This window comes from Rhodococcus sp. BS-15, from assembly GCF_000813105.1.
Lineage (GTDB): Bacteria > Actinomycetota > Actinomycetes > Mycobacteriales > Mycobacteriaceae > Rhodococcoides.
In genome coordinates this window covers 1-13,564 of the sequence record NZ_BAOX01000118.1, presented here as the reverse complement: position 1 = coordinate 13,564, position 13,564 = coordinate 1, and the positions used below count along the sequence as shown (strand labels likewise).

Here is a 13,564-nt window from a genome sequence, read left to right as displayed (position 1 = left end):
GACGATATCGCCGCGGCGGCCACCGACTGCCCGGAGCAGAGAGATGGTGGGTCGACGCTTCGCGATAGCCATGTTCATGACGTTGAAGACGAGGAACGCCGCGACGACGAACGCGATGAGCGAGACCATCAGTGTCGCATTGCGAGTCAGGCTCATGGCCTGGTTCGCGCGGTCGGCCCGGAAGTCCGGATTCATCACCGACACCCGGCCCGCCAATGCGGCGTCCAGGTCGGTGCGCAGGGTATCGCCGCTACCGAGCACGAAGATCGAATCGAGCTGATCGGGGCGGTCGGTGAGCGTCTGAGCCGTCGGGATGAGCGCGACGGCGAACATGCCCCCGCCGATGCGTTGCGTACCCGGGCCGTCGACCACGCCGACCACCGCCGTCGGGACATCGTCGATGGTGACGGTGTCGCCCTGCGTCAGACCCGTTGCAGCTCCGACCAATACTCCGGCCGGATCGGTGAGCAATCCGGCCGCGTTGCCGACTGCGCCTTCCAGATCGGATTGCAGTGCCGCGATCGACGAGTCGACACCGAGAATCGTCAGGTCACCGACGTCGGACCGAACGGTGCTGCGCAGCAGTGGAACCGCCGTCTCGACGCCGGGAACAGCACGAACGGCGTCGAGTTCGCTCTCATCGAAGCCCGAGCCGGTGACACCGACGACCTCGTAGTTCGCGTTACCGGCGATCGACACCGCGAGACGCTCGACGGATCCGGTCAAGGATCCGTACGTGCCGAGGACGGCGATGAGCAACCCGGCCGCGACGGCGACGACGCCGGCCGAGACCAGCGAACGCACCCAGTGCATGCGGAGGTCGCGGAGGCTGATGACTCGAAATCTGCTGAGCGCGGTACCTATCACCGATCGAGGCCGGCCGTCGGGGTGTCGGTCTCGACGCGACCGTCGATCATGCTGACGATGCGATCGGTGGACCGTGCCGCCTCGAGGTCGTGGGTCGCCATCACCACTGCTCGACGCCCATCGCTGGCGTGCGCTACGTCGGCGAGGATCTCGAGGACGTTGTGGGAGGTCTTCGAATCGAGATTGCCGGTCGGTTCGTCGGCGATCAGCAGCGCCGGATCCATCATCAACGCCCGGGCGATCGCGATGCGCTGGATCTGACCGCCGGACAACTGTGCCGGACGGTGCTCGGATCGGTTCGAGAGTCCGACCATGTCGAGCAGACGCATCGCGTCGGACTTGGCCTTCTTGATGGGCGTGCCGTCGAGCAGCTTGGGAACGGCCACGTTCTCCCACGCGGACATCGTCGGCAGCAGGTTGAAGAACTGGAAGACGAACCCCACCTGGTGGCGTCGGAAATCGGATTGGGCGTTGTCGTCGAGGGTGGTGACCTCGACGTCGTCGAACCGGATGGAACCCGACGTGGGCGTGTCGAGTGCGCCGAGCATGTGCAGCAGCGTCGACTTACCAGCACCGGACGGCGCGACGAGCGAGACGAACTGGCCACCCTCGATCGTGAGATCGATACCGTCCAACGCGCGTACCGGTTGCTCGCCGGTGGGGTACTCCTTGACCACACCGGACAGCTCGAGCTTCAACTTCGCCATGCAACGATCCCCTGCTCCTCGAATACTTTTGACGCTACCTGCCGTCGGGTCGAGAAACCGGTCGGAGTTCTCAGATCACGCTGCGCCGCGCGAGGATTCGAGCCGTCGGGCCACCAGAGCGGCCTGCAGGTGTCGGATTCCCGAGGGACGGGTGGGGTCGAACCCGGTCAGCTGAGCGATCGCTTGAGGCGGTAGTCGACGGTGTTGGTGTGCAGATGGAGCTGGCGAGCGGACCGCTGACGGTTCAGATCGTGCGAGATGTGGATCTCGAGGGTCTCGAGCAGCTCCGGTGACGAGTCGAGGGGCTCGAGGATCTGGGTCAGGTGGCGACGGCCGGGGCCGGGACGCGTGAGCTGGTACTCGAGCACCAGGTCGTCCATGCGGTACAGGCCGGACGGGCGGTGCAACTGGTGCGCCAACGACAGCAGTTCGTGTACCTGATCGGCTGCGGTGGGGATATCGGAAGTAGCGGCCTGCTCGGCGGTGACGGTGACGGGAACCTCGGCGGCGGTACCGATGCGATGCACCAGGGCCTCGACCCATTCGTCGTCGTGGTTGCCGGGAATGAGCACGGTGCCTCCCTCGGTGCTGAGCAGAGACAGGGGAGTGCGACCGCAGATCGTGGCCAGCTCGGCCTGGACGCGGCGCAGCTTTCTGCGGGCGGCGACGGTCTTCTGGATGTTGGGGTCGTTCTCGTCGGGGTGCGGCGGCACCGAGATGGCGAGTACGAGGTAGCTGTCGGCGAGTTCGATGCCGGATTGACGGGCCATCGAGACCGCGTTGTGGCCGCTGAGCAGCGAGGTCACCAGGGTGTGCGCTGCCGTGTGGTGCTCACTGGCCACCGCTTGGAGTTCCTCGACGTAGCTCTTGCTGGCCGCGATGGAGACCTTCTCCGACAGCAGCACGAACATCCGCGCGGCCTCGATCAGTTGAGCGGCGTCGCCCTCACCTGCCCTCTTGGACACGAGATTCCAGCCGATCTGGATGCCCTCGTGGTAGACGCTGAGGACGGACTCGAGGGGCACACCTTCGCGGGCCCACTGGCTGGCCTTGGCGCGAAGTTCGGCCAGGTCGGACTCGGCCGGAGCACGCCGTTCGTCGAGCATCTGCACGGCGATACTGATGCACTTGACGGTGAATTCGGTGACGTCGCCGTGGAGCTGCTCGCCCGGCAATGACCCGCAGGGGGTGTTGGCGGCGAAGTGCCCCACGAGGAGCCGCGCCACCGCGCGGAAGTCGCGAAGAGGAGCCGACGCAGGCTGACCCGCGACCATGATTCCGAGGCTAGTCGAGTTGTGAACGGTCACAGATCAACCCTTCGTGTTGGGTTCTTCAGGTCTTCGGAGAGCAAACTTACTCGCGCGTATCCATGCGCTTCCACGGCTCAATGTATGCAATCCCCGACGAAACCGCGGCGTTTTCGTACTTCAAGTTTGTTTCCTGGCCTCTAACAGGGTCGATCATAGGTTGTTATCAACGCGTGATCCACCATTTCGGCAAAACTCGTTGTGACCTATCTCGAGCGCGCGCCTCGAGCGCTTGCGACTTGCCCTAAACAATCGTCAAGCGGTTCACGACGGGAGGACGGCGGATCTACGTTGATCTCGGTCGGAGTGGGTGGACGGGCGTCGAAGGGGCGGGCATGCGCAGTGATATCGGGCAGTTCGCGGTTCTGCGAGAGCTGTTGCCGACCATCGAGGCGAATCTCGTTCGCCACCGCGCCGACGCCGTGCAGTGGGAACCGGCCGACTTCGTTCGGGCCGAGATGTACTGGGGTTCGCGTCCCTCGACCTTGACCGAAGCCGCCAAGGCAGCATTGGTGACCACTCTGCTTGTCGAACAGAACATTCCGCTGTACCGGCGGGATACTGCCATCTCCGAGATCGGGGTCTGGCCGTCGTGGCTCACGGAGTGGAGCGCCGAACGAACCCGGCACGCAGTGGCTGTCACCGACTACCTGGTGGCCACCCGCAGCGTCGATCCGATCGCCCTCGGTCGCGCACGAGCGCAGTGCATGACGGTGGGTTTCGACGCCCCGATGAACGGAGCACACCTGCTCCGGTCGCTGGCTCAGGTCGCCCTCGACGAGTCGGTCTCGAGTATCTGCCACCGCAACACCGCCGTTCAGTGCCACGATCCGGTCGCCGATCGCCTGCTCGGACGCATCGTCGCCGATCAGGACCTGCACGTCCGCTTCTTTTCCGACCTGGTCGCTGCGGCGCTGGAGGTTGCACCGTCGCTCACCGTCACGGCGATCACCGAGGTCGTCATGAACTTCCAGCTGCCGGGCACCAACCTGCCGGGGTTCGCTCGCAGCGCCATGCTCATCTCGCGGGACGGAATCTACGATCTACGTCGCCACCTCGATGAGGTCCTGCGTCCCCTGTTGGCGCAGTGGCGCATCTTCGAGCGCACCGATCTCGGTGCCGGAGCCCGCAGCCGCGACCAACTGGCCGACTATCTCGATCATCTCGACGCCCAGGACACCGCCACCGAGCTCAGCCGCACGCGAAGCCAGGAGTACGCAAACGCCTTGCGCGCCAGCTGACACCACATACCCCGGGGGGTCCGTGGGACCGGCGCCTCTTCGGTTCGATTCGAATCGAAGAGGCGCTTCGGCGGGACCCATCGACTAGCCTGAACCCCTATTCGTCATACGCCCGAGGCCTGGTTCTCGCGCAACGACCGGAGGCCCGAAACGTGACAGGCTCTCGACCGATCATCGTCGGCATCGACGGATCCGCCGCAGCGGACCAGGCCGTGATCTGGGCGGCGCTCTGTGCTCACCGACGCGATCGGCGATTGCACATCGTGACTGCCGTCGACATGCCAGGGGTGGTCGACCTGAGCGAATTCGCGGGCGAAGCAACCGAATTCGTGGCCACGGCCAAATCCAGATTGGTGGCGGCCGAAACTCTGGCGGCCCTGGTCGTCGACGATTCCGCCTTCGAGGTGACCTCGAGTGCCGTCGAGGGCGGTGTGATGGACGTTCTCATCGGCGTCTCGGCACAGGCCGAGATCCTGGTGATCGGGGCCAGCGAAACCGGCGCTGTCACACTCTCGTTGGCTGCGCACAGCGTCTCTCCGGTCGCGGTGGTGCGAGGCCGTGACATCGACGGTCGCCCGGTCGCCGAGGGGCCGGTCGTCGTCGGTATCGACGGCTCGGACGTCAACCAGGCTGCGGTCGAGTGGGCGTTCGTCGAAGCGTCGGCCCGTGACGCCGTGTTGATCGCGGTGCACGTGTGGTCCGATGTCGATCTGACCCAGTCGTTCGGCCGTGCGCCCAAGGACTGGCAGGCCATCGCAGACGGTGAGGAGGCTCTGCTGGCAGAGAGCCTCGCCGGTTGGCAGGAGCGGTTCCCCGACGTCGAAGTGCAGCGCGTCGTCGCTCAGGACCGTCCGGTACGGGTTCTGAGTGGATTGTCCGAAACCGCAGCGTTGATCGTGGTGGGCAACCGGGGGCGCGGCGGATTCGGTGGAATGCTGTTGGGCTCCACGAGTTTCGCGCTCGTCAACACCGCGGACTGCCCGGTGCTGGTCGTGCGGAAAGCGCTCACATAGCGACGGTCAGCAGGAAGCTCACGTCTTCGAGGGCCTCGACGCTGTGGCGGGCGTCGGGGATGACGAGAAGGTCGCCGGTCGAGCCCTTCCAGGAGCGCTCACCGGAGATCAGTTCGAGCTTGCCGCTGAGAACCAGGACGGTCGACTCGCCGGAGAGGTCGTGTTCGGCCAACTTGTTGCCGGCGGCGAGTGCCACGACCGTCTGTCGCAGGTGGCGTCGGTGACCGCCGTACACCGTCTGCGAACTGCGGCCACTCGACGCGCCGACTGCAAGCTTGAGCTGTTGGCGGGCAAGGGCGGTGAGTGACTTCTTGTCCATGATCGTCAGTATGACGCACCGCTCGCAGTCGCGACGGGGGAATCCTGAACGCGCTCAAGAAGGTTGGGTAGGCTTTCCGTACTCGACCCAACGGAATCGGGTTCCGTCGACCCGGCTGCTCTGCCACTCGCCTGCCGTCCCGACCCAGCCGTCTGGAATCTCGGGAGCCCTCGTATCGCCCTCGACGTCGAGGGCGACCTCCGTCACCTCCAGGTGGGTCGCGATATCCATTGCACTGCGATAGATTTCGCCGCCCCCCATGATCCACACCGCGCTCTCGCCCACCAGGGCCACGGCGTCGGAAACACTCGGTGCGTTCTCGGCACCGTCAGCGGTCCACGATGAGTTGCGGGTGACCACGATGTTGCGACGGCCCGGCAGCGGACGGAACTTTGCAGGCAGTGAGTCCCATGTCTTACGGCCCATGATCACCGGATGCTCGGCCGTCTTCGACTTGAAGTGCGCCATGTCCTCGGGGATGTGCCATGGGATGGACCCGGCGTCCCCGATGACGCCCGCGGTGGTCTGGGCCCAGATCAGACCCACGAAGTGCGGTGCACTCACACCGCTACCGGTGCCTTGATCGCCGGGTGGTGCTGGTAGTCCACGATCTCGATGTCCTCGTAGGTGTAGTCGAAGATCGAATCCCGTTGCGCCAGTTTCAGAGTGGGGTAGGGGTACGCCTCGCGCGAGAGCTGCTCGGTGACCTGATCGCGGTGGTTGTCGTAGATGTGGCAATCGCCGCCGGTCCAGACGAACTCGCCGACCTCGAGGCCGGTCTGCGCCGCCACCATGTGCGTGAGCAGCGCGTAGCTGGCGATGTTGAACGGCACACCGAGAAACATGTCTGCACTGCGCTGGTAGAGCTGGCACGAGAGCTTGCCGTCGGCCACGTAGAACTGGAAGAACGCGTGGCACGGCGGCAACGCCATCCGCGGGATCTCGCCGACGTTCCAGGCCGAGACGATCATCCGCCGCGAATCCGGATCGGTCTTCAGGGTCTCGATGACCTGGCTGATCTGATCGATGTGCTCGCCCGACGGGGTGGGCCACGACCGCCACTGCACGCCGTAGACGGGGCCGAGCTCGCCGTCCGGAGCAGCCCACTCGTCCCAGATGCTCACGCCGTGCTCCTGCAGCCACGTGGCGTTCGAGTCCCCGCGCAGGAACCACAGCAACTCGTAGACGATGGACTTGAGATGGACCTTCTTGGTGGTGATCAACGGGAAGCCCGCTGCCAGATCGAAGCGCATCTGATGCCCGAACGCGCTGGTGGTGCCGGTTCCCGTGCGGTCGGATTTCGCCGTCCCGGTATCGAGGATGCGGCGTAGCAGATCTTCGTACGGAGTCGGAACCATCACGACGGTCATCGTAGCTGCATACTGGACACATGCCGGAATTACCCGAGGTGGAAGCCCTTGCCGGCTTTCTGCGCGAGCATGCCGTCGGTGCCGTGATCGGTCGAATCGACATCGCCGCGCTGAGCGTTCTCAAGACGTTCGATCCGCCGATCACCGAGCTGCAGGGCAAGGACGTCACCGATGCCGCCCGCTTCGGAAAGCACCTGGCGCTCCGGGCCGGTGACCTCTGGCTGATCACCCATCTCTCCCGCGGAGGATGGCTGCGGTGGGTGGACAACCCCAGCGTCGCACCGCCGAAGCCGGGCAAAGGACCCCTGGCGCTGCGAATCCACTTCTTCACCCCCGAGGGAGCGACGCCCGCCGTCGATCTCACCGAAGCGGGCACCAAGAAGCGGCTGGCGGTATGGGTGGTGCGCGACCCGCAACAGGTCGCGAGTATCGCCCGGCTCGGACCCGACGCCCTGACGGTCACCGAACTCGAATTCGCCGAGATTCTCGCCGGCACCACCGCGCGACTGAAGACCTCGTTGGTGGACCAGTCGCTGTTGGCCGGCATCGGCAATGCCTACTCGGACGAGATACTCCACGTCGCGAAGCTCTCGCCCTTCGCGTCGTCGAGCAAGCTCGACCCCGCATCCGTCGGCGCGCTCTATGCTGCGATGCGCTCGGTCCTGGCCGACGCGGTGGATCGCTCGGCCGGGCAGGATGCGGCGCGTCTGAAGGGGGAGAAGCGATCGGGGATGCGCGTGCACGCCAGAACCGGACTTCCTTGCCCGGTGTGCGGCGACCCGGTACGCGAAGTCGCCTACGTCGATCGCTCTTTTCAGTACTGCTCGACGTGCCAGACGGCCGGCAAGATTCTCGCCGACCGTCGCATGTCGCGACTGCTCAAGTGACGGGTTCGAGCTTCTGGCTGTCGTAGCCTCGGTAGCCTTCCCACGCCTTGCGCCGGTCGCTGCGCGGGTCCTTCTGTACCCGGGTGCGGGTGTCGAAGATCAATGTTCGACGCGAGTCCTCGTCGTACGCCGGCCACGACTCCAACGGCTTTCCGTTGGTGGCGAACGCAATCCAGTTGGACTGCACCTGTTCGGTGACCTCGGCGAATGCCTTCCGTCCGCCGGTCAGTGTGAGCGCCTTGCCGAAGAGGGTCGCGTTGATGCCGAACACGGCGAACAGCTCGAAGCCGTGGGTGGCGTCGAAGCCGAGCACCTTCAGCGACCGTGGAGCGAAGTCGAAACGGTAGAAGTACGTGGGCGCATGACGCGAATGCCCTTCGGCCACTTCGAGAGACGGCTTCCAGAAGGTGAAGTCGCCACCGAAGTCGATGGCTGCCCGCTCACTGGGGTAGCCCCGGTAGCCTGAAGTGACCACCGCTTCGGCGTCGGGATCGGTGAGTGAGAACAGCTTGGTGATGCGCTCGGGGTTGGTGGGCAGTGCGTCGAGGAACTTCGGAAACAGCGTTCCCTCACGGGCATTGGTGCCGATGATCAGTGGGACGCGGTGCGCGGTTCCGTTCGCGTAGGCCTCGACCGGGCTGACCGGGAGGAAGTCCCCGTCGATCACCGGGCCGAACGGAAGCAGGCCGGGAGTGCGGTGCAACGTGGTGAGTCCCAGCTTGGTGCCTGCCCGTCCGAGCCGTAGTACCTCGGCGTTCTCGAGGGTCTCGGCAGCGTTCTCGGCGGTGCCGCCGAGGTAGCCGACGTACTCGCGTGCCCACTGATCGGCACGTTCCTTGGTGGCGGTCATGCCGGGGGCCGAGCTCTCGGAAATGGCCTGAGCGAAAAGACCTTTCGCAGTGGGAACCGTCATGAGAGTAGTGACGGCATTGCCGCCGGCGGATTCGCCGAAGATGGTGACGTTGTTCGGATCGCCACCGAAGTTCGCGATGTTGCGCTGCACCCATTCCAGGGCCGCAACCTGATCTCGCAACCCCAGGTTGGAGTCGAACGGCCGCTCGGGAGTGGAGAACTGGGACATGTCGAGGTAGCCCAGAGCGCCGAGTCGGTAGTTGACCGAGACGTAGATGATGCCGTCGCCGTCCTTCAGCGAGCGGCGCACCAGGGAACCGCCGCCGTACAGGGGAGTGGCCGAGGTGCCGAGGGTGTAGGCACCACCGTGAATGAACACCATGACCGGACGCGGACTCGCGCTCGGTGTGCTCGGGGCCAGCACGTTGAGCGTCAGGCAGTCCTCGCTCGACGGTTGGTACTTGCCGATCGCGAGCATCGTGCCCCGCTTGTGCTGAACGGAGGCGTTACCCCACTCGGTGGCGTCGCGCACGCCCGACCACGGTTCGGTGGGTTGGGGCGCTCGGAACCGAAGCGGTCCGACGGGCGGGGCGGCGTAGGGAATGCCACGCCAGGTGGTGAGGTCGCCCACCGGCTTCCCCTCGATGATGCCGTCGGAGGTGGTCACGCGCGTCGTCACAGCCATGTCGCGAGTGTACTGATGGGTTCTTACCCGTGGGTAAGAACCGGCGGAGATCGGCACCGGGCAGACTCGAGTGCATGCCTTTCGAGTACCGCGCCGAGATCGTGCAGCTGCTGCGCTCGCCCACCCACGCCTACTTCGGTAGATCCAAGGACGGCCCTGCCGAGGTGGCGACCGACCTGCCGACCAGCGTCGAGATCGCGGCACACAAAGGCATCCGTGGAGATCGGTTTTTCGGGGTGAAGGCGCACACGGAAGCGGCGGTGAGCTTTCTTGCCGTGGAGGCATGGGAGGCGGTAGGAGATGTGCTCGGCGTCGAAGTGCCCGATCCGTCGGTGGCCAGGCGCAACGTCGTCGTGCGCGGATTCGAACTCGACCCGCTGCGAGGTCTGGAATTCGAGCTCGACTCCGGCGACGGCTGGATTCGGTTCCGTGGTGGCCGACCGGCCCATCCGTGCGCGTGGATGGACCGCATGGTGGTCGACGGCGCACGTAAGGCCCTGATCGGTCGCGGCGGACTGCGGGTCGAACCACTGTCCGACGGAATCCTGCGGGTCGGGGAACTCATGGTCCGCTCGCCCGTCGAACTCGACGCCTCGCGGGCCGCGCTGTCGGTCAGGCGCGCTCAGCCGATCTGACCTGGCCTTCCCTCGACTGTCGGGGTTCTTCGCCGCCCGCCTTCTTGCTCACGAAGCAAATATGTGCCCATAATGTGGGTATTGGTGTGACGGATCACACCGAGCCGCACGCGATGGCGTCGGTCACTCTCGATCGGAAAGAACTGCCGATGTCCGACATGTGGATCGTGATCAACACCGTCGTCGCCGTGCTGGCGGTGGTGGTCTTCATCGTTCGTTTTCACTTCAACCCGGTGATCTCGCTGGTACTCGGGGCCGCGTACCTGGGACTGGCGACGAAGCTGGGAGTTTCGACCACCGTCGATACGATCACCGGCGGATTCGGTGAGATCATGGCCGAGGTCGGCCTGCTCATCGCGTTCGGTGTTCTGATGGGTTCGGTGCTGCAGGAGATGAGTGCCATTCAGCGTCTGGTCGGCACGTTGCTCAGAACCTTCGGTCCCAAACGGCTCCCGTACGCACTGTCGCTGACCATCGCGACTCTGCTGCAGTCCATCTTCCTCGACGTGCTGTTGGTGATCTCCGCCCCGCTCGCACGCAACCTCGCACCCAAGATCGGCAAGTACGGCACCGCACGGATGGCCACGGCGCTGGCGATCGCGCTCGAATGCGGCATCGTGTTCATGGTCCCCGGTGTCGCGACGCTCGCGCTGGCCGGACTGCTCGGGGTGCCGCTGGGCAAGATGATGATCTACGGACTGATCCTGATCGTGCCCGTCGTCGTCCTGTCGGTCGCCATCATGTCGTTCGTGTTCCGACACGGATGGTGGAACGAGGAGAAGGACGAGCAGCAGATCACCGCAGTCGAGCAGCCTGTGGTCCCGGAGCCTGCCGATTCCGACGACGAGCACCTCGAAACCGGAGGTGGTGTAGCCCAGAAGGTGCGCACCGAGAAGCAGACGTCGCTGCTGGTGTTGCTCTCGCCGCTGCTGCTCGCGCTCGTCCTCATCGCGATCGGTGCCGTTCTCGAAGTCGCCGAAATATCGGTTCCCGTAGTCGAATTCATCGCCAGCCCGGTCATCGCGCTCCTCATCGGCCTGGTGGGGACGTGCCTCATCGGTCGCTACCACGTCGGTCAGGCTCGGGTGGAGAAAGCTCTCGCCCGTGGCTTCGCCGAGAGCGGTCAGATCCTGATCCTCACCGGTGTCGGCGGATCGCTCGCGGCCGTCATCAACGAGGCAGGTCTCGGCGACATCCTCGGCCAGTACTTCACGGCCAGCACCGCAGCGCCGCTACTGATGGTGTGGGTCATCGCTGCCGCGCTGCACATCGCCGTCGGATCGGTGACGATCTCCGCCATCACCTCGGCCGGCATCCTCGCCCCGGTCGCTCCGCTGATCGGTCTCGACCCGGTGTTCATCGCGCTTGCTGCCGGTGCCGGATCGCTATTCGCCGTGCACGTCACCAGCAACACGTTCTGGCTGCTGCAGTCCTTGATGGGTCAGTCGACCCGGGGCACACTCAAGACGTGCTCGGTGGGCGTCTCGGTGGCATCGGTCATCGCCATCGCGTTGATCGTGCCGATGAGCTGGATCCTGTGAGCCTGATTCTGGGAGTATCGAAAGGAACACGATGGCAATGCCGCTCAGCGGAGTTCGAGTTCTCGAGCTCGGCAACTACATCGCCGCCCCTACTGCGGCGCGCATGCTCGCCGACTTCGGTGCCGAAGTCATCAAGGTCGAACGGCCCGGAACCGGCGACGAACTGCGGAACTGGCGGCTGTACTCCGGCACCACGTCGATGCTCTACCGCACGATCAACCGGAACAAGAAGTCGATCGTGCTGGACCTGCGCACCGAGCAGGGTCGTAAGGACGTCGTCGAGCTCGCAGCGAAATGCGACATCGTGCTCGAGAACTTCCGGCCCGGCACGCTGGAGAAATGGGGTATCTCGCCGGAGGTGCTCTCCGCTGCCAATCCCGAATTGATCATCACGCGTATCTCGGCCTTCGGCCAGACGGGCCCTATGTCGCAGCGACCCGGCTTCGCCGCTGTCGCAGAGGCATACGGCGGCTTCCGCAATCTCGTGGGTGATCCGGATCGGCCGCCCGTCCGGGTAGGGGTATCGATCGGGGACTCCATCGCCGGGCTGTACGCGGCGTTCGGTTGCGTCATGGCCCTGTTTCAACGGCAGACCCAGCGGGCGGCCCAGGCACCGGACTTGTCGCTGGCACAGCGTTCCATCGATGTGGCGCTGAACGAATCGATTCTGTCGATGATGGAATCGCTGATTCCGGATTACCTCGCCTACGGTGTCGAACGCGAGCGCACGGGCGGCCGGATGGAAGGCATCGCACCCTCGAACGCCTACCCGTGCAACGACGGTCATTCGATCATCATCGCCGGCAACGGCGACGCGATCTTCCAGCGCTACATGGAGACCATCGATCGTCCCGATCTGGGAGCAGATCCGGATCTGGCGTCCAACGCCGGTCGGTGGCGTCGACGCGACGAGCTCGACGCCGCCATCTCGGCCTGGACCGGATTGCATTCTCGCGAGCAGGCTTTGAAGATTCTCGACGCCGCCGGGGTGCCGTCGGGTCCGATCTACACCGCGGCGGACATCGTCGCCGACGAGCAGTACGCCGCCCGCAACATGATTCAGCACTTCCCGGTCGACACCGGAGGCAACGAGCCCACCGACGTCGGCTTCGTCGGCGTCGTCCCGGTGATCGGTGACGCGTCCCTGCCGATTCGTTCGGTCGGACCGGATCTCGGCGAACACACCAGGGAAGTACTGTCGACTCTGCTCGGCCGCACCGACGAAGAGATGGGCCTCTAGATGTACCGATTCGCTCCCGCCGCAGAGCTTCGCGACGTCACGATGCGCGACGGCCTGCAGCTCACCGGCAAGATGCTCTCCACCGAACGAAAGCTCGAGATCATCAGGGCCCTCATCGAACTCGGCGTGCCTTCACTCGAAATCGGATCGATGGCGCGGGGCGACAAGGTGCCCCCGATGGCCAACACCCTCGAGGTGATCGGTGAGCTCACCGCCGCCGAACTCGCACGATGCTGGGTGTGGGTCGCCACTCCCCGTCACGTCGAGAAGGCCGCTGCCGCCGGGGCCCGCAATTTCCAGTACTGCTTCTCCGCGTCGGACTCGCACAATCAGGCCAACATCGGCCGTACCACCGAGGTGTCGCTGGCTGCGATGCCCGACGCCGTCGACATCACTCGATCGGTGGGCGGTGAGATAGAGCTCTGCATCGCCACCTCCTTCACCTGCCCGTTCGAGGGGCAGGTGCCGCCGGACCGGGTCATCGAGATCGCCAACGACGAACGAGCAACCGGTGCAACGGATATCGTCATCTGTGACACCCTCGGGCAGGCAGTGCCGGTGCAGGTCTCGTCGCTGATCTCACGGGTCCGCGCGGAAACCCCCGATCGTAGAGTGGTGTTCCACGGTCACGACACCTGGGGCCTGGGCGTCGCGAACACTCTCGCCGCGATCTCTGCCGGAGCAACGATGGTCGACGGTTCTCTCGGCGGACTCGGCGGTTGCCCGTTCGCTCCGGGGGCCAGCGGCAACACGTCGTCGGAGGACATCCTCTTCGCCACACGGCCGGACTGGTTCGAGCCGAAAACATTGGCGACCATGGTGGACCTGTCCGAGGAACTGCTCACCGAACTGGGCGAGCCCATGCGATCGAAAACCGTTCAGGGTGCACGATCCAGGGGG

The 13,564-nt window shown here is 65.1% G+C and carries 13 protein-coding genes and 1 pseudogene; 7 read left to right on the top strand and 7 right to left on the bottom strand.

The genetic code is table 11. The features are described 5' to 3' along the window. The 3 genes and pseudogenes from RHBS_RS14725 to RHBS_RS14715 form a co-directional block, all read right to left on the bottom strand. The coding region (locus tag RHBS_RS14725) for an ABC transporter permease (protein WP_237669235.1) at positions 1-867 on the bottom strand (867 nt) is incomplete at its 3' end. Continuing rightward, entirely contained in the window at positions 864-1,565 is a 702-nt protein-coding gene (locus RHBS_RS14720; protein ID WP_121872633.1) for an ABC transporter ATP-binding protein, read from the bottom strand. The genes RHBS_RS14725 and RHBS_RS14720, both read right to left, overlap by 4 nt. Before the next feature lie 84 nt (positions 1,566-1,649). Continuing rightward, positions 1,650-2,881, bottom strand: a pseudogene (locus RHBS_RS14715) (PucR family transcriptional regulator). 335 nt (positions 2,882-3,216) lie between these two features. On the opposite strand from RHBS_RS14715, the gene RHBS_RS14710 reads away from it, so the two are divergent. Then, positions 3,217-4,122: an acyl-ACP desaturase gene (locus tag RHBS_RS14710; protein ID WP_121870700.1), complete on the top strand. Its 906-nt coding sequence runs from the start codon at positions 3,217-3,219 to the stop codon at positions 4,120-4,122. A 152-nt stretch (positions 4,123-4,274) separates the two neighbouring features. Continuing rightward, positions 4,275-5,135: a universal stress protein gene (locus RHBS_RS14705; RefSeq protein WP_128645914.1), complete on the top strand. Its 861-nt coding sequence runs from the start codon at positions 4,275-4,277 to the stop codon at positions 5,133-5,135. Here RHBS_RS14705 and RHBS_RS14700 read toward each other — a convergent pair. Genes RHBS_RS14700 through RHBS_RS14690 form a run of 3 tightly spaced genes read right to left on the bottom strand, consistent with a single transcriptional unit; the run spans position 5,128 to position 6,815 of the window. Then, positions 5,128-5,454 carry a cupin domain-containing protein gene (locus tag RHBS_RS14700; protein ID WP_032395790.1) on the bottom strand — a complete coding sequence of 109 codons (327 nt, stop codon included), beginning with the start codon at positions 5,452-5,454 and terminating at the stop codon, positions 5,128-5,130. The genes RHBS_RS14705 and RHBS_RS14700 overlap by 8 nt on opposite strands. Positions 5,455-5,508: 54 nt before the next feature. Continuing rightward, positions 5,509-6,018 (bottom strand): dihydrofolate reductase, encoded by a 510-nt coding sequence (locus RHBS_RS14695; protein WP_272913861.1) that lies wholly within the window; start codon positions 6,016-6,018, stop codon positions 5,509-5,511. Further along, entirely contained in the window at positions 6,015-6,815 is an 801-nt protein-coding gene (locus tag RHBS_RS14690; protein ID WP_121872631.1) for a thymidylate synthase, read from the bottom strand. Before RHBS_RS14690 ends, RHBS_RS14695 begins: the two co-directional genes overlap by 4 nt. A 29-nt stretch (positions 6,816-6,844) precedes the next feature. Here RHBS_RS14690 and RHBS_RS14685 point away from each other — a divergent pair, with 29 nt between their 5' ends. After that, positions 6,845-7,711 carry an Fpg/Nei family DNA glycosylase gene (locus RHBS_RS14685; protein ID WP_128645912.1) on the top strand — a complete coding sequence of 289 codons (867 nt, stop codon included), beginning with the start codon at positions 6,845-6,847 and terminating at the stop codon, positions 7,709-7,711. On the opposite strand, the gene RHBS_RS14680 is transcribed toward RHBS_RS14685, so the two are convergent. Further along, a complete protein-coding gene (locus RHBS_RS14680; RefSeq protein WP_128645911.1) occupies positions 7,704-9,248 on the bottom strand; it encodes a carboxylesterase/lipase family protein in 1,545 nt (514 codons plus the stop codon). The two genes, RHBS_RS14685 and RHBS_RS14680, sit on opposite strands and share 8 nt — an antisense overlap. Before the next feature lie 74 nt (positions 9,249-9,322). Here RHBS_RS14680 and RHBS_RS14675 point away from each other — a divergent pair, with 74 nt between their 5' ends. The 4 genes from RHBS_RS14675 to RHBS_RS14660 all read left to right on the top strand — a co-directional run. Next, positions 9,323-9,883, top strand: a complete 561-nt coding sequence (locus RHBS_RS14675; RefSeq protein WP_128645910.1) for a molybdenum cofactor biosysynthesis protein — start codon at positions 9,323-9,325, stop codon at positions 9,881-9,883. 149 nt (positions 9,884-10,032) lie between these two features. Next, positions 10,033-11,424: a GntP family permease gene (locus RHBS_RS14670; RefSeq protein WP_128645915.1), complete on the top strand. Its 1,392-nt coding sequence runs from the start codon at positions 10,033-10,035 to the stop codon at positions 11,422-11,424. 31 nt (positions 11,425-11,455) lie between these two features. Further along, complete coding sequence (locus RHBS_RS14665) at positions 11,456-12,664, top strand: CaiB/BaiF CoA-transferase family protein (RefSeq protein WP_128645909.1); 1,209 nt, start codon at positions 11,456-11,458, stop codon at positions 12,662-12,664. Further along, the coding region (locus RHBS_RS14660; RefSeq protein WP_145977521.1) for a hydroxymethylglutaryl-CoA lyase at positions 12,665-13,564 on the top strand (900 nt) is incomplete at its 3' end.

What these genes read in the sequence shown, in the direction of transcription:
- RHBS_RS14680 (WP_128645911.1), bottom strand. Translation starts at nt 9,248, where the DNA reads ATGGCTGTGACGACGCGCGTGACCACCTCCGACGGCATCATCGAGGGG.
- RHBS_RS14675 (WP_128645910.1), top strand. Translation starts at nt 9,323, where the DNA reads ATGCCTTTCGAGTACCGCGCCGAGATCGTGCAGCTGCTGCGCTCGCCC.
- RHBS_RS14710 (WP_121870700.1), top strand. Translation starts at nt 3,217, where the DNA reads ATGCGCAGTGATATCGGGCAGTTCGCGGTTCTGCGAGAGCTGTTGCCG.
- RHBS_RS14665 (WP_128645909.1), top strand. Translation starts at nt 11,456, where the DNA reads ATGGCAATGCCGCTCAGCGGAGTTCGAGTTCTCGAGCTCGGCAACTAC.
- RHBS_RS14685 (WP_128645912.1), top strand. Translation starts at nt 6,845, where the DNA reads ATGCCGGAATTACCCGAGGTGGAAGCCCTTGCCGGCTTTCTGCGCGAG.
- RHBS_RS14670 (WP_128645915.1), top strand. Translation starts at nt 10,033, where the DNA reads ATGTCCGACATGTGGATCGTGATCAACACCGTCGTCGCCGTGCTGGCG.
- RHBS_RS14700 (WP_032395790.1), bottom strand. Translation starts at nt 5,454, where the DNA reads ATGGACAAGAAGTCACTCACCGCCCTTGCCCGCCAACAGCTCAAGCTT.